This window comes from Paenarthrobacter sp. AT5 (assembly GCF_032764245.1).
Lineage (GTDB): Bacteria > Actinomycetota > Actinomycetes > Actinomycetales > Micrococcaceae > Arthrobacter > Arthrobacter ureafaciens.
The window spans coordinates 2,534,337-2,554,190 of sequence record NZ_CP136441.1; the positions used below are offsets into that span (position 1 = coordinate 2,534,337).

Annotated in this window: 14 protein-coding genes and 1 tRNA gene; 9 read left to right on the forward strand and 6 right to left on the reverse strand. The window is 64.1% G+C overall.

Annotated elements, in window-relative coordinates; genetic code table 11:
- Positions 1-3: 3 nt before the first annotated feature.
- A complete protein-coding gene (locus tag RI444_RS11655) occupies positions 4-1,098 on the forward strand; it encodes a biotin/lipoate A/B protein ligase family protein (protein ID WP_031215929.1) in 1,095 nt (364 codons plus the stop codon).
- Here RI444_RS11655 and pepN read toward each other — a convergent pair.
- Positions 1,095-3,710: an aminopeptidase N gene (pepN, locus tag RI444_RS11660; RefSeq protein ID WP_207604785.1), complete on the reverse strand. Its 2,616-nt coding sequence runs from the start codon at positions 3,708-3,710 to the stop codon at positions 1,095-1,097. The genes RI444_RS11655 and pepN overlap by 4 nt on opposite strands.
- A gap of 113 nt (positions 3,711-3,823) precedes the next feature.
- On the opposite strand from pepN, the gene RI444_RS11665 reads away from it, so the two are divergent.
- The 3 genes from RI444_RS11665 to RI444_RS11675 all read left to right on the forward strand — a co-directional run bounded on the left by RI444_RS11665 (position 3,824) and on the right by RI444_RS11675 (position 7,219).
- A complete protein-coding gene (locus tag RI444_RS11665; RefSeq protein ID WP_207604786.1) occupies positions 3,824-5,380 on the forward strand; it encodes a circularly permuted type 2 ATP-grasp protein in 1,557 nt (518 codons plus the stop codon).
- Positions 5,381-5,444: 64 nt separating this feature from the next.
- Positions 5,445-6,371: an alpha-E domain-containing protein gene (locus RI444_RS11670; RefSeq protein WP_021470451.1), complete on the forward strand. Its 927-nt coding sequence runs from the start codon at positions 5,445-5,447 to the stop codon at positions 6,369-6,371.
- A complete protein-coding gene (locus RI444_RS11675) occupies positions 6,368-7,219 on the forward strand; it encodes a transglutaminase N-terminal domain-containing protein (RefSeq protein ID WP_207604787.1) in 852 nt (283 codons plus the stop codon). The genes RI444_RS11670 and RI444_RS11675 overlap by 4 nt, the downstream gene beginning before the upstream one ends.
- A 6-nt stretch (positions 7,220-7,225) precedes the next feature.
- Here RI444_RS11675 and RI444_RS11680 read toward each other — a convergent pair whose 3' ends face one another.
- Together RI444_RS11680 and glgC are read right to left on the reverse strand one after the other, a co-directional pair.
- Positions 7,226-8,677, reverse strand: coding sequence for an SDR family NAD(P)-dependent oxidoreductase (locus tag RI444_RS11680; protein WP_207604788.1), 1,452 nt, complete (start codon positions 8,675-8,677; stop codon positions 7,226-7,228).
- A gap of 66 nt (positions 8,678-8,743) precedes the next feature.
- Complete coding sequence (gene glgC / locus RI444_RS11685; RefSeq protein ID WP_207604789.1) at positions 8,744-10,156, reverse strand: glucose-1-phosphate adenylyltransferase; 1,413 nt, start codon at positions 10,154-10,156, stop codon at positions 8,744-8,746.
- 93 nt (positions 10,157-10,249) lie between these two features.
- Here glgC and glgA point away from each other — a divergent pair, with 93 nt between their 5' ends.
- A complete protein-coding gene (glgA, locus tag RI444_RS11690; protein ID WP_207604790.1) occupies positions 10,250-11,446 on the forward strand; it encodes a glycogen synthase in 1,197 nt (398 codons plus the stop codon).
- Between the two features lie 92 nt (positions 11,447-11,538).
- Here the strand turns inward: glgA and RI444_RS11695 are convergent, their stop codons facing one another.
- Both RI444_RS11695 and RI444_RS11700 read right to left on the reverse strand, forming a co-directional pair.
- Positions 11,539-13,650, reverse strand: coding sequence for an acyl-CoA dehydrogenase (locus tag RI444_RS11695; protein WP_207604791.1), 2,112 nt, complete (start codon positions 13,648-13,650; stop codon positions 11,539-11,541).
- A gap of 47 nt (positions 13,651-13,697) precedes the next feature.
- Positions 13,698-14,390 (reverse strand): TetR/AcrR family transcriptional regulator, encoded by a 693-nt coding sequence (locus RI444_RS11700; RefSeq protein WP_207604792.1) that lies wholly within the window; start codon positions 14,388-14,390, stop codon positions 13,698-13,700.
- Positions 14,391-14,452: 62 nt separating this feature from the next.
- Here RI444_RS11700 and RI444_RS11705 point away from each other — a divergent pair, with 62 nt between their 5' ends.
- From RI444_RS11705 to RI444_RS11715, 3 genes are read left to right on the forward strand one after another with little or no spacing between them, the layout of a single operon-like run.
- The gene (locus tag RI444_RS11705) at positions 14,453-15,793 is read left to right on the forward strand and encodes an acetyl-CoA C-acetyltransferase (protein ID WP_207604793.1); all 1,341 of its coding nucleotides are present in this window, start codon (positions 14,453-14,455) and stop codon (positions 15,791-15,793) included.
- An 8-nt stretch (positions 15,794-15,801) separates the two neighbouring features.
- Positions 15,802-17,142, forward strand: a complete 1,341-nt coding sequence (locus RI444_RS11710) for a 3-oxoacyl-ACP reductase (protein ID WP_021470459.1) — start codon at positions 15,802-15,804, stop codon at positions 17,140-17,142.
- On the forward strand, positions 17,139-18,059 hold the full coding sequence (locus tag RI444_RS11715) for a MaoC/PaaZ C-terminal domain-containing protein (protein ID WP_179012799.1): 921 nt from the start codon (positions 17,139-17,141) through the stop codon (positions 18,057-18,059). The genes RI444_RS11710 and RI444_RS11715 overlap by 4 nt, the downstream gene beginning before the upstream one ends.
- A 121-nt stretch (positions 18,060-18,180) precedes the next feature.
- Here the strand turns inward: RI444_RS11715 and RI444_RS11720 are convergent.
- A tRNA-Leu gene (locus RI444_RS11720) sits at positions 18,181-18,266 on the reverse strand.
- Between the two features lie 262 nt (positions 18,267-18,528).
- On the opposite strand from RI444_RS11720, the gene RI444_RS11725 reads away from it, so the two are divergent.
- Positions 18,529-19,833 carry a M20/M25/M40 family metallo-hydrolase gene (locus RI444_RS11725; RefSeq protein ID WP_166184298.1) on the forward strand — a complete coding sequence of 435 codons (1,305 nt, stop codon included), beginning with the start codon at positions 18,529-18,531 and terminating at the stop codon, positions 19,831-19,833.
- Positions 19,834-19,854: the final 21 nt, after the last annotated feature.

Below are 19,854 nucleotides of genomic sequence, written 5' to 3' on the forward strand. Positions count from 1 at the left end.
TCCATGACTTCTCTTCCGGACCAGGAAAACCACGACGACGGCAATCGCCTCCACGGCGAATACAAAGTTCCCGGCGGGAAGCTGGTGGTGGTGGACCTGGCGCTCAGGGAAGGCAGGTTCGCCGATGTATCCCTGAGCGGCGACTTCTTCCTTGAACCGGATGAGGCCCTTGAGGACATCAATGCAGCCCTGACCGGATTGCCTGAAACGACGCCTGCCGGGGAGATCGCGGCAGCCATCACCGCCGGCCTTCCTGACGGAACGGTGTTGTTCGGTTTTTCCGCCGACGCCGTCGCCGTCGCCGTCCGCCGGGCACTGTCCAAGGCCACCGCGTGGTCCGACCATGAGTGGGAGGTCATACCGCCAACTGTGCTGCCCACCCACGTCAACGTCGCCCTTGACGAGGTCCTCACCGAAGAGGTCGCCGCCGGACGCCGCAATCCCACCCTGCGCTTCTGGGACTGGGAAGAACCGTCAGTAGTGATCGGCAGTTTCCAGTCCCTGCGCAATGAAGTGGACCCGGAAGGCGTAGCGAAGCACGGCATTACCGTGGTCCGTCGCATCAGCGGCGGGGGGGCGATGTTCATGGAAGCGGGCAACTGCATCACCTACTCCCTTTACCTTCCCCAGACCCTGGTGGATGGCATCAGCTTCGCCGACTCCTACGCCTTCCTGGACTCGTGGGTCATGGCTGCCCTGGAAAAACTCGGAATCACCGCGTTCTACGTTCCGCTCAACGACATCGCCACCGAACAGGGCAAGATTGGCGGGGCAGCTCAAAAGCGGCTCGCCAACGGGGGCATGCTCCACCACGTCACCATGAGCTATGACATTGACGCCGACAAGATGGTGGAAGTCCTCCGGATCGGCAAGGAAAAGCTCTCGGACAAGGGGACCCGCAGCGCCAAGAAGCGCGTGGACCCCTTGCGCCGCCAAACCGGCCTCGCCCGCGCAGCGATCATCGATGCCATGCAGGAAGTGTTCACGGAACGCTACGGCGCCACGGAGTCGCAGTTGTCCGCCCATGAACTCAACGAGGCAGGCAAACGCGTCGACGCGAAATTCGGAACCAGTGCCTGGATGAACCGCGTGCCCTAAGCGGTGTGCACGTGGCCGGTTGCGTGTGCCGTCAGGGCCCGAAGCAAGTGGCTCCTTTGCTCCGTGATGATGCGACGGAGGGCACGGGGCGCCTGTTTGTGCTCGTGCAGCCAATGGTCGGTCCTGGTGAGCACGGGGTGCCCGGCCGGCCTGGTGCCTGGGGCCAGGTCCTGCGCACCGGGGTAGAGACCGCGGACAATACGGCCGGCGATCTCGATGCTGCGCTCCTGCCACACTCGTTCGAGGTTCTCGAAGTACGGTTCGATGTAAGGCTCAAGAAGCTCGCGCGGGGCGAGGGTGAACCCGCTGATGGTTGCCCCGAGGATTTCGTTCGACAAGTCGGTACCATGCACCACGGCTTCCCAGGCTGATGCTTTGACGCCGGCAATCGGTCGGGCCGCCAGGGCCAGCGCCCTGCCCGCGTGTCCGGATGCGGTGTTGTCCTTGGCGAGCTCGGCGTCGAGTTGCTGTTCCGTTGCCTCTCCGTGGGCCGCGAGGGCCTGCCACAGGCTCCAACGGAGTTCGGCGTCCACGGACAAACCCTCCACCACGGTGCTGCCCTCAAGGAGGGCCCGCACCAACGTCAGTTGGCTCGCGCCGCCGCGGGAAACCTCGGCCAACGTCCTGGCCCAGGCCAATTGTTGGTCCGAGCCCGGGGCCGCCACCATCAGCTGACGCGCAGCCACGCCCAGGAACTGCTCCCGGATGTGGCTCCTGCTTACGGCGGGCACATAGCGGTCCACGGCGAGGGTCGCGTTGCCAAGGACGTTCAGAAGCACGCCGATGCCGTTTTCCCCGGGTGCGAATTGCTCCACGGCAGCGATGTAGGAAGCAGCAGGTGTTACACCGTCACGGGCGGAATCCCAGAGGGCCGTCCAGCAGAGTGCGCGCGCCATCGGATCCTGAATCCTGTTAAGGGCCCTCCTGACCGTCTGCTCCGATACCGCATCAAGACGTACTTTGGCGTAGCTGAGATCGTCGTCGTTGACCAGCAACAACGCAGGCCGACGTTTGCCCGCCAATTCGGGAACCAACGTGCGGGGACCGGAGACGTCAATCTCGAAGCTTTCGGTGCGCACCAGCGTGCCCGCCTCATCCGCCTCATAGAGTCCCAGGCGCATGCGGTGGGGCCGCAACGCCTGGTCGCCGGTCAAGGGGTCGACCGCATCCTGCTGCAGCGTCACCGCCCCGAGGACGCCGTCGTCTTCCACGATCTCTGCGGCGATGGTGGAAATACCGGAGGTCTGCAACCACTGCCGGGCCCACACCGTGAGGTCACGCCCGGACGCCGTGCTCAACGCTTCCAGCAAATCCTGGAGCGAGGTGTTCCCGTATTCGTGCTTGCGGAAGTATGCGCGGGAACCTTCCACAAAGGCATCGAATCCCACGTAAGCCACGAGCTGTTTCAGGACTGAAGCTCCCTTGGCGTAGGTGATGCCGTCAAAATTCTGCTTCGCCGCTTCCAGGTCCGGAATGTCCGCAACGATGGGATGCGTTGTGGGCAGCTGGTCCTGAACGTAGGCCCACGCCTTCCGCTTGCTGGCAAAGTTGATCCACGCGCTATCCCAGTCGGTTGCCCTGTCAACGCCGAGCGTGCCCATGAAGTCGGCAAAGGATTCCTTCAGCCAGAGATCATCCCACCACGTCATGGTCACCAGGTCGCCAAACCACATGTGGGCCATCTCGTGCATGAGGGTGTTCGCCCGCGCCTGGTACTGCGCGTCGGTTGCCCGGGAGGTGTAGACGTATTTCTCGGTGAATGTCACCAGCCCGGGGTTCTCCATGGCACCAAGGTTGTATTCGGGGACGAAGGCTTGGTCGTACTTACCCCACGGATAGGGGTAGTCGAAGAGCCGGTTGAAGAACTCCAGGCCGCTCTTGGTGAGCTTGAACAGCTCGTCCGTGTCGAAGGAGTCCCGCATGGACGCGCGGCAATACAGTGCCAGCGGCACCTCAAGCCGGGTGCCGTCGTCGAGCGTTGCTTCCCAACGGTCCGTTGCCTTGAAGTACGGTCCGGCAAGCACTGTAGTGATGTACGTGGACATAGGTTTGGTTGCAGCAAAGTCCCACAGGGTCACGCCGTCGTCCTCGAGCGGAGTGCCGGCCGATGCGGCGCCGTTGGAGGCAACCTCCCAGCTGGAGGGAGCGATCACATGGAAGGTGAAGGAGGCCTTGAGGTCGGGCTGCTCGAAGTTGGCGAAGACGCGCCTGCTGTCAGCAGGCTCGTATTGGGTGTAGAGGTAGCACTGGCCGTCAGCGGGATCGAAGAACCGGTGCATGCCCTCGCCGGAGCGGCTATACAAGGCCATCCCGGTGACAGTGACCTCATTCCGCCCGGCCAGGTCCTCAAGAAGGATCCTGTCCCGGTCAACAACGGCATTGACGTCCAGGGAGCGGCCGTTGAGGACCACCGACTGCACTCCACCGCTGATGAAGTCCAGGAAAGTAGCGGACCCGGGCGCGGCGGTGAAGGTAATGGTGCTGGTGCTTGGATAACCTTCGACGGCGGGATCGGCCGCCGCGCGGACATCCAAGGTGACGTCGTAGCTGTGGGTGGTAATCAGGGCTGAACGGGCAGCGGCTTCGTCGCGTGAGAGGTTGTGATTCGACACACAGCTATCTAATCATGCTCCGTGCGGCCGCCCGGCCCGCTCGAAGGCCCGGAAACCCGCGACACGAACGGCCCGAAATGCGCTCAACCCAAAAAGGTGATTGTCTAATTCCCATGTCTGACCTCTTCCAGGATTATTCGGAGGCCGCTGCGCGCAGCGGTGCCTACGACGAGATGTTTACCAACGGGCACGTTGCCCGGAAATCCTACGGTCAGGTAGCCGGCGCCCTCCGGGAACTTTCCTTGGCCGACGTCACCGCCCGGGCCGACTCGATGGCACGCAGCTTCCTGGACCGCGGCGTCACGTTCGACTACGCGGGGGAGGAACGGCCATTCCCGCTCGACATCGTTCCCCGCGTGATCCCGGCTGACGAGTGGGACGTGCTGGAACGTGGAGTCGCCCAGCGGGTGAAGGCGCTGGAAGCTTTCCTGAACGATGTCTACGGCCGCATGTCGGTGGTCGCCGACGGCGTCATTCCGCGCCAACTCGTGACCACCAGCGCCCACTTCCACCGGGCCGTCCACGGTTTCGAGCCCGCAGGCGGGGTCCGCGTGCACGTCTCGGGCATCGACGTCGTCCGTGACGCCGCCGGCATCTTCCGCGTCCTTGAGGACAATGTGCGCGTGCCGTCGGGCGTCAGCTACGTCCTGGAGAACCGCCAGGCCATGGCCAAGGGCTTGCCCGAAGCGTTCGGGCAGCAGCACATCCGGCCGGTGGAGGAGTATCCGCGCAGGCTGTTGTCCGCGCTCCGCAAGACCGCCCCCGCCGGAGTCGATGACCCGACCGTTGTTGTACTGACCCCCGGCGTCTTCAACAGCGCCTACTTTGAGCACACCCTCCTGGCCGGGCTCATGGGCGTCGAACTCGTGGAGGGCCGGGACCTGATCTGCCGTGGAAACCGCGTTTACATGCGGACCACGGCTGGTGAGCAGCGCGTTGACGTCATCTACAAGCGCATCGACGACGACTTCCTGGACCCGCTGCAGTTCCGCTCCGATTCGATGCTTGGTTGCCCCGGTCTGGTGAACGCAGCGCGCGCAGGGGGCGTGACCATAGCAAACGCCGTCGGCAACGGCGTCGCCGACGACAAGCTCGTGTACAGTTACGTCCCTGACCTGATCCGTTACTACCTCCACGAAGAGCCCGTGATTGCCAACGTTGACACGTTCCGGCTCGAGGAAAAGGAAGCAAGGGAATACGTCCTGGACCGCTTGGACGAACTGGTGGTCAAACCCGTTGACGGTTCCGGAGGCAAGGGCCTGGTGATCGGTCCCGATGCGTCCAAGGAGGAACTTGATGCCCTGCGCAAGCGCGTGATCGAGGACCCCCGCGGGTGGATCGCCCAGCCGGTCCTGCAACTGTCCACTGTGCCGACGTTGTCCGGGGACAAGTTCGGGCCCCGCCATGTGGACCTGCGCCCGTTTGCCGTCAATGACGGCGACGACGTCTGGGTCCTGCCCGGCGGACTGACCCGGGTGGCCCTTAAGGAAGGATCGCTGATCGTCAATTCCAGCCAGGGCGGAGGCTCCAAGGACACCTGGGTCCTTGCCGACTCGCCACAGTTGCCGGCGGAAGTAATCCCCCGCCAGTCGGTAACTGTGCGCGAACAGGTATCCGTATGGCCGGTTGAAAGCAATTGGCGGGACCGCCAAACGGAACAACAGCAGTGATCCCGGCCATCTCCGACCATTCCCCAGAACTTCGAAATGCACCATGCGAAGGAGGCACAGCCCCATGCTGAGCCGTATTGCCGAATCACTTTTCTGGATCGGCCGCTACGTCGAGCGGGCCGACGGGACCGCAAGGATCCTGGATGTCCACCTCGAGCGGCTTAACCACCTTCCCTTGGAGGAACAGCGCAGCGTTGCGCGGGACCTCCTGGCCGTCATGGGCGCCAAGCCGCAGAATGACGACTTCGGGCTTCCCGAGCTGCTGCACGCCCTGGCCTACGACAAGCAGAGCGCTTCCTCGATCGCCGGGTCGCTCGGGGCGGCGCGGGAGAACGCCCGGAGGGCCAGGGAAACTGTCTCCCAGTCCCTCTGGGAAAGCCTCAACACCACCTACTACGGGCTCAACCAGCACCGCAAGGACGTGGTGGGCACCTACCGCTTCTGCAACTGGGTCCTGGAACGTACGGCCATGGTCCGGGGCCTGGCGGACACCACAGTGAGCCACGATGAAAGCTGGCTCTTCATGGTCCTGGGGCGGTCCTTGGAACGCGCGGACATGACCGCCCGCATGCTGTCGACGCGTGATGTCCAGTCCGCGGGGATGTCCTGGGTGAACATGCTGCGTTGCGCCGGAGCGTACGAGTCCTTCATCCGCACCCGACGGGCCGCCTTCGGAGACCAGCATGCTGCCGAGTTCCTGCTGCTGGACCGCCTCTTCCCGCGCTCCATCGTCTATGCGCTCCGCGATGCCGACGAGTGCCTCGCCAAGCTGGACCCCTCGGCGCAACGCGTGGGGTTCATCAATGATGCGCGCCGGATCGTCGGCCAGGCCCGTACCTTCCTGGAATTCCACCGCACCGATGACCTCATGTCCGAACTTCCGGAGCACATGGAGCGTGTGCAAAAGGCAGTCACCCAGGCTTCGGACGCCATTTCCCGTAAGTACTTCAATCAGGCTGACGAACACGCCTGGGTGGGAGAAGTTTCATGACCCGGCTGAGCATCGTCCACAAGACGGCCTACAAGTACAACCGCCGCGTGACGCTGAGCTACAACGAGGCCCGGATGACGCCGCTGACGGATAGCCAGCAGGTGGTCCTGGAATCGTCCCTGAAGGTTTCTCCTGCCCACGCTTCGGTCAGCACCTACCGGGATTATTGGGGTACGCGTGTCACGGCCTTCGATATGCAGGTCCCGCACGAAAGCCTCGAAGTCCTTGCCACGGCTACCGTGGAAGTGCACCGGAGCGAACGCCTGCCCAGCGACGACCATATTGTTGGCTGGGACGAGATCCGTTCGGCAAGGATCCAGGACGAGTTCAGCGACTGGCTGCCCCAATCCAGGCTGACGGGACCGGGCACGGAAGTGCTGGGGATCATTCCCGGCGTCGTGGAGGGCCTTAATCCGCACGAGGCAGCCATGGCTGTGTTCGCGTGGATGGCGGGTGGGATGACCTATATGAAGGGCACCACCGGAGTCACCACCAATGCTGAACAGGCCTGGGAACAGCGCCAGGGCGTGTGCCAGGACCTCGCCCACCTGGCCATCGGTGCGTTACGGAGTTGCGGCATACCTGCCCGCTACGTCTCCGGCTATATCCACCCCAGATCCTCGGCGGCCATCGGCGAGACCGTCGCCGGGCAGTCCCACGCCTGGCTGGAATGGTGGGACGGCGAATGGCGCAGCTGGGACCCCACCAACCACAAGCCGGCCGGCGACTACCATGTGACCGTCGCCAAGGGCCGCGACTACCGGGACGTCCCGCCGCTCAAAGGCATCCTCTCCGGAGGCGGCGGATCCGCATTGTCCGTTTCGGTGGAGATCACGCGTCTGGCGTAGGTGGTATCACCAGGGGGAGGGCTTGTAGTCCTTGAGGAAGACGCCGTACTGGTCCTCTCCCTGCTCGCCCATGACGATGGGGTCGTAGACGCGGGCTGCGCCGTCGACGAGGTCCAGGGGAGCGTGGAAGCCTTCTTCCATGAGCCTGACCTTGGTGTAATGAGGCCGTTCGTCCGTGATCCAGCCGGTGTCGACGGCGGTCATCAGGATGCCGTCGGAGTCCAGCATTTCCTGGGCGCTGGTGCGGGTCATCATGTTCAAGGCAGCCTTGGCCATGTTGGTATGCGGATGGCCCGGACCCTTGTAAGCACGGGAGAACTGGCCCTCCATGGCCGAAACGTTCACGATGTACTTCCGGCGCGCGGTGGAGCGCTTCATGGCGCCGCGCAGCCTGCTGACCAGGAGGAAGGGCGCCGTGACGTTGCACAACTGGACTTCGAGCATCTCCAGGGGGTCCACCTCGTCCACCACCTGGGTCCAGCTATTGATGGTGGCGAGGTCCGGAACCAGGCCTCCGGCGTCGATGGCCGTCCCCGACTCGATCCGCTGCAGGGAGGCCGAGCCGGTGGAAAGTGCCAAAGACGTAATGGCGTCGCCCGCGAGGACCGGGTGCTCAGTGACGCTGCTCGCCAAAGCAAGGGGATGCTTGTCATGCGCGTGCCCGAACGTGACGAGTTCCGGCCCGCCGTTCGCCGCCTCGAGCGCGGCAGGCAGCGGCTCATCCTCGGCATCAACCAGGGGCTTGTAGGCGTTGCCCGAGCGGCGCACGGTCTGGGCCGCGTTGTTGATGATGATGTCCAGGGGACCGGCCCCGTTCAGCGAGTCGGTCAGGGCCATGACCTGGGCCGGGTTCCGGAGGTCGATGCCCACGATCTTCAGCCGGTGCAGCCACTCGGCGCTGTCTTCCATGGCGGCAAAGCGACGGGCGGCGTCCTTGGGAAAACGCGTGGTGATAGTGGTGTGGGCTCCATCGCGAAGCAGCCGCAAGGCGATGTACATGCCGATCTTCGCGCGGCCACCGGTGAGCAGTGCGCGGCGTCCCGTGAGGTCGGTCCTGGCGTCCCGCTTGCTGTGGCTGAAGGCAGCGCAATCAGGGCAGAGCTGGTGGTAGAAGGCGTCTACCTGCGTGTAGTGCTGCTTGCAGATGTAGCAGGGACGCGAACGGATGAGGTGGCCTGCGATCTCGCCCGTAGCGGAGGGGGCCAGCTTGTTGCCCCGGGTCTCGTCGTCGATCCGGTCCGGCGCTGCAGTGGCCGTCAGGGCAATCACTGCCTTGTCGGCTTCGGCGATCTGGTCCCTCTTGGTGACACGGCGGTGGCGCTTGACTGCCTTGAACATCTTGCCGGTGGCACGACGCACGGCTACGTAATCGGGGTGTTCCTCGTCATAGGCGTGGATGGTGCTTAAAACCTTGAGGCAGGCCTGGATCTCCTCAGGCGTCAGATCGGTGGAGCTCATTGACCTGATTTTACAGCCTTGGGACCCTTGGGCCTGCCTCCGGTTCCGTCATGCCGGTGCGGGTGACTAGCTGGATGCGCCTTGTGATGCGGGGTCGATCACGCGGGCCTGAACGCTTGCCACGACCTTCTCCGCCGAATCGCGGATGACGGGATCGTCCTGGGTGGCGGCCTTGAGTGCTTCCGGAAGGCTCCGGCGGTACTCGGAGGACAATGCCAGTTCCGCTTCGTCAGGTTCGGGAACAATTTGCCCCTTGGCCAGCACGGTAATGCCGGACTCCGTGACTTTGTAGCCGCGGGCCCGGTCAAGTGCCGGGTGGAGGCCGATGGCTGCGCCGGCAGGCACCTTGACGTTCTTGTCCAGGATGGCCCTCTTGATGACGGCTCCTTCACCAACCCGGACCTTGTCCATCAGCACCGAATCCTGGATGCGGCTGCCGGCCTCGACGAAGACGTCGTTGGACAATACGGACCCCTCCACGATGCCGCCGGAGATCACGACGCCGCTGGCCACGATTGAATCGAGGGCGGTCCCGACGGTGCTGTTTCCGCCGCGAACAAACTTGGCCGGCGGGGAAATGCTCTGCCGCGTGTAGATCGGCCACTCGGAGTTGTACAGATTGAAGATGGGGACAGGGGAGATGAGGTCCATGTGGGCGTCGTAGAACGAATCGATGGTGCCCACGTCGCGCCAATAGGTACGGTCACGGTCGGTGGCTCCGGGGATGTCATTGAGCGTGAAGTCGTAGACTCCGGCTTGGCCCTTGTCCACGAAGTAGGGAATGATGTCCCCGCCCATGTCGTGCTTGGTGTCCAGGCGCTCCGCATCCACGTGGAGCGCCTCCACCAGTGCATCGGCGTCGAAGACGTAGTTGCCCATCGACGCCAGGAACTGGGTTGGATCAGCGGCAAGGCCGGGAGTGCTGGCGGGCTTCTCCACGAAGGCGGCGATCTTTTGGGAATCGTCCTGGTCGACTTCGATCACGCCGAACTGGTTGGCCATGTTCAGTGGCTGGCGGACGGCAGCCACGGTGGCCTTCGCACCGCTCGCGATGTGCTGTTCCACCATCTGCGAGAAGTCCATGCGGTACACGTGGTCCGCACCGACCACCACCACGATGTCCGGCGCATCGTCATGGATGAGGTTCAGGGATTGGTAAATGGCGTTGGCGCTGCCCAGGAACCAGCTCTTGCCGACGCGTTGCTGAGCCGGCACCGAAGCGACGTAGCGGCCCAACTGCGTGGACATGCGCCAGGTCTCCGAAATATGGCGGTCAAGGCTGTGCGATTTGTACTGGGTTAACACAACGATTTTCAAATATCCGGAATTGACCAGATTGGATAATGCAAAGTCAATCAGCCGGTACCCCCCGGCAAACGGCACGGCTGGCTTGGCCCGATCCGCCGTCAACGGCATCAGGCGGTTGCCTTCGCCGCCCGCCAGCACGATAGCCAATACTTTCTTCAACGCCATGGTCACAGCTCCCCGTACGACTTCGTAGCCCCCAAAAGTCCGATTTTCCGGACCCTTTCACACTAGAACACATACGCCGGAACGACTACGTTGGTTAGCGTGCGTATAGACATTGTGACTAAAGAATTCCCTCCGGAAATTTATGGTGGTGCCGGAGTCCACGTAGCCGAACTGAGCCGGGTGCTTGCAAAGCACGTTGATCTCCACGTCCGCGCCTTTGGTGCGCCGCGTGATGCCGATTACCACGGGGCTACCGTTGACTCCTACTCAACCCCGGAGGATCTGGGCGATGCGAACCCCGCTGTCCAGACACTCGGCGTGGACCTGCGGATAGTGCCGGACATCGCTGGAGCGGACCTGATCCATTCGCACACGTGGTACGCCAACATGGCAGGCCACCTGGCTTCGCTCTTGCACGGAATCCCGCATGTGCTGAGCGCGCACAGCCTTGAGCCGCTGCGCCCTTGGAAGGCCGAGCAGCTTGGTGGCGGCTACGCCCTGTCCTCCTGGGTGGAGAAGACCGCCTACGAGGCAGCGGCGGCGATCATCGCCGTGTCCGAAGGCATGCGGCAGGACATCCTGCGCAGCTACCCCAACGTGGATCCCGGCAAGGTGCGGGTGGTCCACAACGGAATCGACGTCTCCCTGTGGGAGCGGGACGAAAAAGAGGACGCAGTCCGGGCGTTGGGGATCGATCCCGGCAAGCCAAGCGTCGTTTTCGTGGGCCGCAACACGCGCCAGAAGGGCGTGCCCTACCTCCTGCGTGCAGCGTCCAGCCTGCCCGAGGATGTCCAGCTGGTCCTTTGCCTGGGTGCTGCGGACACTCCTGAACTGGCCGCCGAAACAGCCCAACTGATCGAGGAACTCCAGTCCAAGCGCGACGGCGTCATCCTGATCGAGCGAATGCTGCCCCGCCATGAGCTGATCCAGGTCCTGAGCCACGCCACTGCCTTCGCCTGCCCGTCCATCTACGAGCCGCTGGGAATCGTCAACCTGGAAGCCATGGCGTGCGGGGCGGCAGTGGTTGCCAGTGCCACCGGTGGCATTCCCGAGGTTGTCCAGCACGGGGAGACCGGCCTCCTGGTCGAACTCGAGCAGGTCACCGACGGCACGGGAACGCCGCTCGATCCGGAGAAGTTCGTAGCGGACTTCGCCGCCGCGCTCAACCAGGTTGTCTCCGACCCTGCCCGGGCCCGGGAAATGGGCGCTGCCGGACGGCGCCGGGCGGAGGAGCACTTCTCCTGGGAATCGATCACCGAAACCACCCTTGAGGTCTACCGCTCGGTCCTTTCCTAAGCTCCGGAGTCCACGGAACAAACGCACGACGGCGCCGCCCCCGAAAATCGGGAACGGCGCCGTCGAGCGCTTAAGGCGTTTGTAACGGACGCCTAGCGGGACTTGCCTCCCTTGATCGCAAGCAGCGTCTTCTCGTCCGCCGGGGCACTGCCGCTGGCGCGCTGCTGGCGGAAGTAGGTCCGCGCTTCATCCTGGCGGGTCGCTTCGGCTCCGGTGGCAATGGCTGCCCGAAGGTGCTCCGCGCCGTAGCCAAAGGCGTCCACGAGGTCCAGTGCGTGCGGCCGGATCTTGACCAACAGCCGGTTGATGTAAGTGCCAACCGTGCGCCCCCGCTGCATCGAGAGCCGCCCGTTCATGAGGTACCAGGAGAGGTGCTTCTCGATCAGGGACAACCCGAACAAGTCGCGAAGCCGGGTCAGCACTTCCTTGGTTCCCGCATCATCGACTTTGGCCAATGCCTCCGTAAAGGCCTCCCATTGCAGGAGCTCAGCGTGGGCCTGGGCGGCTTCAATCAGCTCATTCTGGTGCTGGTTGAACAGTGCCGCCGCCTGGTGCTGCGGGAGCTTTCCGGCGCCCTTGAGGGCAGCGCCGACTTCGGCCACCATGGACTGGACCCGGTCCGTCAGCAGGGTGCGCTGCCCTTCTTCATCGCGCAGTGCCAAGGCCGACTTCTGGACCGAACCCGAGTCCGCCACAAACTGCGCGACCTGCCGCAGGCCTGTCCGGTACAAGGCCACGCCCGCAGCCTGGTCCACGACGTACCGGGCCAGGACGCCAAAGTTGGCGCCACGGAACTCCTTGGCGTAATCGGCCAGGAGGCGCTTGGCCACCAGTTGCAGCAAGACGGTGTTGTCGCCCTCAAAGGTGACGTAGACATCCAGGTCTGCCCGCAAGGAAGCGAAACGGTTTTCGATCAGGAAGCCGGCTCCGCCACAGGCCTCACGGCATTCCTGGAGTGTGTCCAGGGCGTGCCAGGTGCTCAACGGCTTCAGGGCCGCGGCCAGGGTTTCCAGGTCCTGCCGGTCGGCGTCGGTGTCGTGCGCTCCGGAAAAGACGTCGTCGAACTTCTGCAGCAGTTGTTCGTGCGCGAAACTGGCCGCATAGGTGGTGGCCAGACGCGTGAACAACCGGCGCTGGTGACGCTGATAGTCCAGCAGCACCTCTTCCTCGGTGGGTGATGTCGCGTTGAACTGGCGACGTTCGGCGGCGTAGTGGATGGCCGATTGCAGGGCCACCTTGCTGGCCGCAACGGCAGCACCGTCCAGCGATACGCGTCCCTGGACGAGGGTGCCGAGCATCGTAAAGAACCGGCGGCCGGGGCTCTCGATGGTGGAGGAGTAGGTTCCATCGACAGCGACATCACCGTAACGGTTCAGCAGGTTGGTGCGGGGGATCCGGACGTTGGTGAAGTGGAGGCGTCCGTTGTCGATACCGTTCAACCCGCCCTTGATGCCGTCGTCCTCGCCACCAATGCCCGGAAGGAAGTCGCCCGTTGCCGGATCGCGCAAGTCCACGTAGAAGGCGTGCACGCCGTGGTTGACCTTCCGGGTGATGAGCTGGGCGAAAACGACGGCGGCCAGGCCGTCGTTGGCGGCGTTGCCGATGTAGTCCTTCCACGCCGCCCGGAAGGGCGTGTCGATAACGAATTCCTGGGTCTCTTCGTCGTAAGTGGCCGTTGTGGCAATGCTGGCGACGTCGGACCCATGCCCGGTTTCGGTCATGGCGAAGCATCCGGGAATTTCGAGGTTCATGATTCCGGGGAGCCACTTGTCGTGGTGCTCCCTGGTTCCGAGGTGCATCACGGCGGAACCGAACAGGCCCCACTGCACGCCCGCCTTGATTTGGAGCGAGGGGTCGGCTGTGACGAGTTCCTCGAAGCCGGCGATGTTGCCCCCGTGGTCATCCGACCCACCCAGGCGGGAAGGGAACGCACGATGTACGGCGTTGTTGTCCACGAGGTACTTCAATTGCCCAAAGACACGGCTCCGATGCTCGGTATGCGTCAGTCCCTCGACCTTCTGCACCACTTCACGGCCGGCCAGGTCCCGTGCATGCAGGCGGATGTCCGCCCATCGTCCCAGAAGCTGCTCTCCCAGGGCTGCAACGTCTACCCGGGGTTCGACGGCGACCTTGGCGCCATCCGCCGCGGCGGTTGTACTACCGGGCGATGCAGGTGATGATGCGCGGTCCACTACTTCTGTCATGGTTCTTCCTTCTGTGAGTCCGGACAACTAATGCGTCATTGCTGGTGTCAGGTGGTGGTGGCGAGCATCGGAGCGATGCCCAGGCAAAGCCAATCGGTGATGTTGGCGGCCATGGCGGCCTGGTTGGGCTTCGAGTCGCTGGCCGGGCTTCCCAGCCACATTTCGCCGGCGTTCCGGACCAGGCCAATAGCCGCGGTGGGCCAGTACTCGATCAGCGCTTCCTTGTCCTCGCCCAAGTACTGGCGCATCGGAGTCGCGATCATCTCAGTGACTTGCTCGAAGAAGTTGCCCAAAGCCCCGGACGCTGCGATCGCGTCCTGGGCCGACGCTTCCCCTGGAGTCAGCCGGGTAATGAAGGCATAGACGTTGGGGCTTGATTCAGCCATCTGCAGGTATGCGGAAACCATGGCAAAGAGACCCTCGCGTGGAGTCTGGGCAGACTGGGCGGCTTCCTTCATGCGCCGCTGCATCTGGCCGAGGACCACCTCGCCCATGGCCTGCTGCAGCCCCGCCTTGTCCCCGAAATACCGGTAGAACACGGATTTGGACGTTCCCGCAGCTCCGGCGATGTCCTCCATGGAGGCATCGCTGCCCAAGGCATGGACGGCCTTGCGGGCGGCTTTGATGAGGTCCCGCCGACGCTCTTCGCGGTGCGTTTGCCAGCGGGCAGCCCTGCCGTCGATGGCGCCGGCAGGATCTTCCGACGGGCCGACACGGGAATCTGCTGGGGAGATGTTCACGATACCCAGCGTATCAGGTACGCTGGGTATCAGTAACTAGCCCCTTGCCGAAGGAGACAACCATGGCTGCAACCGACCGCCCTGCCGATGCCGCACGTGACGTACAGGCGGTCCGGCCCGCCGTGATCGTGGGCGGAAACCGGATACCCTTCGCCCGCAGCGGCGGGGCCTACGTGAAGTCCTCCAACCAGGACATGCTCACCTCCGCCCTGGATGGCCTGATTGCACGGTTCGGCCTCCAGGAGGAACGGATGGGCGAAGTCGCCGCAGGAGCCGTACTCAAGCACTCGCGGGACTTCAACCTCACCCGTGAGGCGGTGCTGGGCTCCGCCTTGTCGCCGGAAACACCGGCCTATGACTTGCAGCAGGCCTGCGCCACCGGCCTCGAAACCGTCCTGGGCCTGGCCAACAAGATCAAGCTGGGACAGCTGGACTCAGCGATCGCCGGGGGCGTCGATTCCGCGTCTGACGCACCGATCGCCGTCAGCGAAGGACTCCGGGAAATCCTCCTGGACCTCAGTCGCGCCAAGACCCCGGTCCAGAAACTGCGCCTCCTCGGAAAGATCCGCCCCAAGGACCTCGCGCCCGACGCTCCTTCCACGGGGGAGCCGCGGACGGGCCTTTCCATGGGGGAGCACCAGGCCCTGACCACCGCCCAGTGGAAGATCTCCCGTGAAGCGCAGGACGAACTGGCCTTCAACAGCCACCGCAACCTGGCAGCGGCCTACGAACGCGGCTTCTTCGACGACCTCATCACCCCGTACCGGGGACTCAGCCGCGATTCCAACCTGCGCCCTGACACCAGCCTCGACAAGCTCGCGTCCCTGAAGCCCGTCTTCGGGAAAAACCTCGGCTCCGAAGCCACCATGACCGCCGGCAACTCCACGCCGCTGACCGACGGTGCCTCCACCGTGCTGCTGGCCAGCGAAGAATGGGCGGACAACCATGGTCTCCCCAAGCTCGCCACCGTGCTCGACGGCGAGGCTGCCGCCGTCGACTTCGTCCACGGCAAGGACGGCCTGCTCATGGCGCCGGTGTTCGCCGTCCCGCGGCTCCTGGCCCGCCATGGCCTGACCTTCGAAGACATCGACTTCTTCGAAATTCACGAGGCCTTCGCCGGCACGGTCCTCAGCACACTCGCAGCTTGGGAGGATGAGGACTTCTGCAAGACGCGCCTCGGCCTCGAGGGCGCGCTTGGCAAGGTGGACCGGGCGAAACTCAACGTCAACGGTTCGTCATTGGCTGCAGGTCACCCGTTCGCCGCGACGGGCGGCCGGATCGTGGCCTCCTTGGCCAAGCAACTGCACGGGACCGGCAAGGTTGACGGCAGGCCGGCCCGCGGACTGATTTCCGTCTGCGCGGCCGGCGGCCAGGGTGTCGTCGCTATTTTGGAAGCAGCGTAGGGGGAACCGTGACGGACAAATACACTCAGCTCGTCAACAGCGGCATCGGCCGGGATGTCGCCAAGCGGCTCGGCCTGCCCCAGCCGGCCATCCTGCGCCGGTACCACCCTGGAGATCCGCTCATCACCGGACCCGTGCTGGTCAACGGCGACAGTGTAGGCGCCGACGACCTCGCCACCACGCTCCTGGGGTGGGGGCTGGATGTGCGGCGAAACGCGCTTCCCAAGGAAAAGCTGGGAGCCATCATCGTCGTCCTTGATGCAGTGCAACACCCCGAGGACCTGGGCAAGCCGGTGCTGAGCGTCGGAACGTCGTTGCGGGACCTGGCTCCGAACGGCCGCGTCATCACTGTCTCCCGGACTCCGCGGACGGCGCCCACGCCGGCCTCTTCCGCCGCCCGCCAGGGAATCGATGGCTTCCTACGCTCCCTGGCAAAGGAACTGCGGAACGGCGCCACGGCCAACGGCATTCTGCTGGGCGAAGAGCTGGCTACCACCAGCCCGTCAGCGTTGGGCGCCGTACGGTTCTTTCTCTCCGGACGTTCCGCCTACGTCGACGGGCAGTTCCTCACGGTTTCTTCGCCGGCCGGAAAGCTGCCAAGCAGCATGGATAAGCCGCTGGCGGGCAAGGTCGCGGTGGTTACAGGCGCGGCACGGGGGATCGGGGCGGCCATCGCTGCAACGCTGCACCGTGACGGCGCCACGGTAGTCGCTGTGGACATCCCCGCCGCGGGCGACCACTTGGCGGCTGTGGCCAACGGAATCCACGGCACTGCCCTGCAGCTGGACATCAGCCGAAGCGATGCCGGCCAACGCATCATCGAGCACGCCGTCGAACGCCACGGGAAGCTGGACATCGTGGTGCACAACGCGGGCATCACCCGCGACCGGCTGCTGGCGAACATGGACCCGGGGCGTTGGCAATCGGTCATCAACGTGAACATCGCCGCACAGTTGAAGATCAACGAGGCACTGCTTGCCTCCGACCACTTCAAGGACTCACCCCGCATCATCTCCGTTTCTTCGACCAGCGGCATCGCCGGCAACAGGGGCCAGACCAACTACGGCGCCTCCAAGGGCGGCGTCATCGGTATGGTCAGGGCCACAGCGCCCTTGATGGAACCTTTCGGTGGCACCATCAATGCCGTGGCTCCCGGATTCATCGAAACCGAGATGACTGCACGGATGCCGATGGCAGTACGCGAAGCCGCCCGCCGGCTGAACTCCCTGAAGCAGGGCGGCAAACCGCAGGATGTTGCCGAAGCCATAGCATTCCTCGCCAGCGATTCAGCCGGCGGTGTCTCCGGGGAAGTACTGCGCGTCTGCGGGCAGCAGCTGGTGGGCGCATGATCCAGACGCAGCCCATCATCCTTGGCGATCTTCCGTCGCTGTCCAAGTTGTATGTCAACGCCGCTGCGACAGCAGCCCGCCGGCGCGTCCTGGGATCAATGCCCGAAGGGAAGCTCCCTGAAGTCAGCCACGAAGTGCGGGCAGTCGTGCCCGACGTCGCAAACCTCACGGCGTACCAGCACCTGATAGGGGAGACGGCCAGCGACGTCCTCCCCGCCGGGTTTGTCCATGCCCTGGCGTTCCCGGTGGCCATGAGCGTGATGAACCGGGAAGATTTTCCCCTTCCGCTGCTGGGCATGATCCATGTGCGGAACCGGATCGAGCAGTTGAGCCCCATCCATTTCCAGGACGCACTGGACATCCGCGCCTGGACGGAAAACCTGTCCGGTCACCGGGTGGGGACGCAGGTGGACGTCGTTGCCGAAGTCCGCTCCAGCGGGTCGGGCTCCTTGCTGTGGCGGGGCGTTTCCACCTACCTGTCCAAGGGAGTCTTCCTGCCGGGAATCGACAAGCCGGGCAGTCCCAACGGCGCTGCCAAGCCGGATTTCTCTCCGCCGTTCCCCACCGCGCTGTGGCAGCTCGGCGTGGACACCGGCCGCAATTACGCAGCCGTTTCCGGCGATTTCAACCCGATTCACCTCAGCGCACTGTCAGCCAAAGCCCTGGGCCTTCGCGGTTCGATTGCCCATGGCATGTACCTGGCATCGCGTGCGTTGGCAGACGTCGGTTCCGTGAAAGCCGAGGCGTTTGTGTGGGAGGTGGCCTTCGAGGCACCCGTCTTCCTGCCCGGCCGCGTGGCGCTGGACATCTCCACTGTGCAGACCGAAACAGGGGCGTGGCAGCGTTCGGACTATGTGGCGTGGAATCCGCGCAGCGGGCGCCGGCACTTTACCGGTTCCGTGGCTGCCCTCAACTGACGCAGGAACATACGACGGCGGCAATCACCACGGGTGCTTGCCGCCGTCACCGGCCACCATGGCTGCCGCAAGGGATCAGGAACAAAGAAGGCCCGGAATCCGTGGATTCCGGGCCTTGCCTTGGTGCGCGGAGGGGGACTTGAACCCCCACCCCCTTTCGAGGACTAGCACCTCAAGCTAGCGCGTCTGCCATTCCGCCACCCGCGCAGGTGGTATTTCAGAGGGAGTTTCCGCGTTTGACGCTTCTCTCTGCTCCGAAGCAGCGAGAAAAACTCTAACACGGTTTCAAGGAACTAAAAAATCCGGGAGAAGGCTAAAACCGCCGGGCGTTCCTTTGCTACCCGGACGGACTTTTCCGGTCCCGGTTCACGGCTCCGGTGAGTAGGCTGAGGTAGGGGACGCAGCAGCAGCGGAACCCGCACTGCCTGTCCGCCTCACCTGCAAGCCCAGCCACGCAAGGAGAATATCCATGTCTGTCATCCGCCCCGAAGACGAAGTTGTCCGGATTTGCCAGGAGCTCATTCGCATCGATTCGTCCAACTTCGGAGATGGCAGTGGTCCGGGTGAGCGGGCCGCCGCCGAATACACGGCAGCGCTCATCAGCGACGTCGGACTGGATGTTGAAATCTTCGAGTCCGCTCCGGGCCGCGCCAACGTAGTGACCCGCATGGCCGGCGAAGATCCCTCAGCTGACGCGTTGGTCGTCCACGGTCACCTGGACGTGGTGCCGGCCATGAAAGAGCAGTGGACCGTGGATCCATTCAGCGGCGAGCTGAAGGACGGCCTCATCTGGGGCCGCGGCGCGGTGGACATGAAGGATATGGATGCCATGATCCTTTCGGTCCTGCGTGATTTCGCCCGAACCGGCCGCAAACCGAAGCGTGACATCATCTTCGCCTTCTTCGCCGACGAGGAGGCCGGCGGCACCTACGGCGCGCGCTACGCCGTCGAACATCGTCGCGAACTCTTCGACGGCGCCACCGAAGCCATTTCCGAAGTCGGCGGATTCTCCGCCACCATTGGCGGGCAGCGCACCTATCTCCTGCAGACCGCGGAAAAGGGACTGTCCTGGTTGCGCCTTGTGGCCCATGGCCGGGCAGGCCACGGCTCGCAGATCAACACCGACAACGCTGTCACCCGGCTGGCGGCCGCCGTCACCCGGATTGGCGAGTACCAGTGGCCCATCGAGTTGACGCCCACCACCAGGCAGTTCCTGGACGGTGTTACCGAACTGACCGGCGTCGAGTTCGACCCGGACAACCCCGACATCCTCCTCAAGGAACTCGGAACCGTTGCGCGTTTTGTCGGCGCGACGCTGCAGAACACGTCAAACCCCACACTGCTGCGGTCCGGCTACAAGCACAACGTCATCCCCGAGTCCGCTGAGGCCTTCATTGATTGCCGGACACTGCCGGGCCAGCAGGAAAAGGTTTTCGACATCATCAAGGAGCTCGCCGGCGACGGGATCGAGATCAGCTACGACAACAAGGACATCTCCCTTGAGGTTCCGTTCGCGGGCAACCTGGTGGATTCGATGATCGATGCCCTCCACTCCGAAGATCCCGGAGCGAAGGTCCTGCCCTACACCCTCTCGGGCGGGACGGATAACAAGTCGCTCAGCAAGATCGGGATCACGGGGTACGGCTTTGCGCCCCTGATGCTCCCCGACGAGCTGGACTTCACGGGCATGTTCCATGGGGTGGATGAACGCGTTCCCGCGGACTCCCTCAAGTTCGGTGCACGGGTCCTCAACCGTCTCCTCACCAACTACTAGGCACCGTGAAGCACGCGCAGA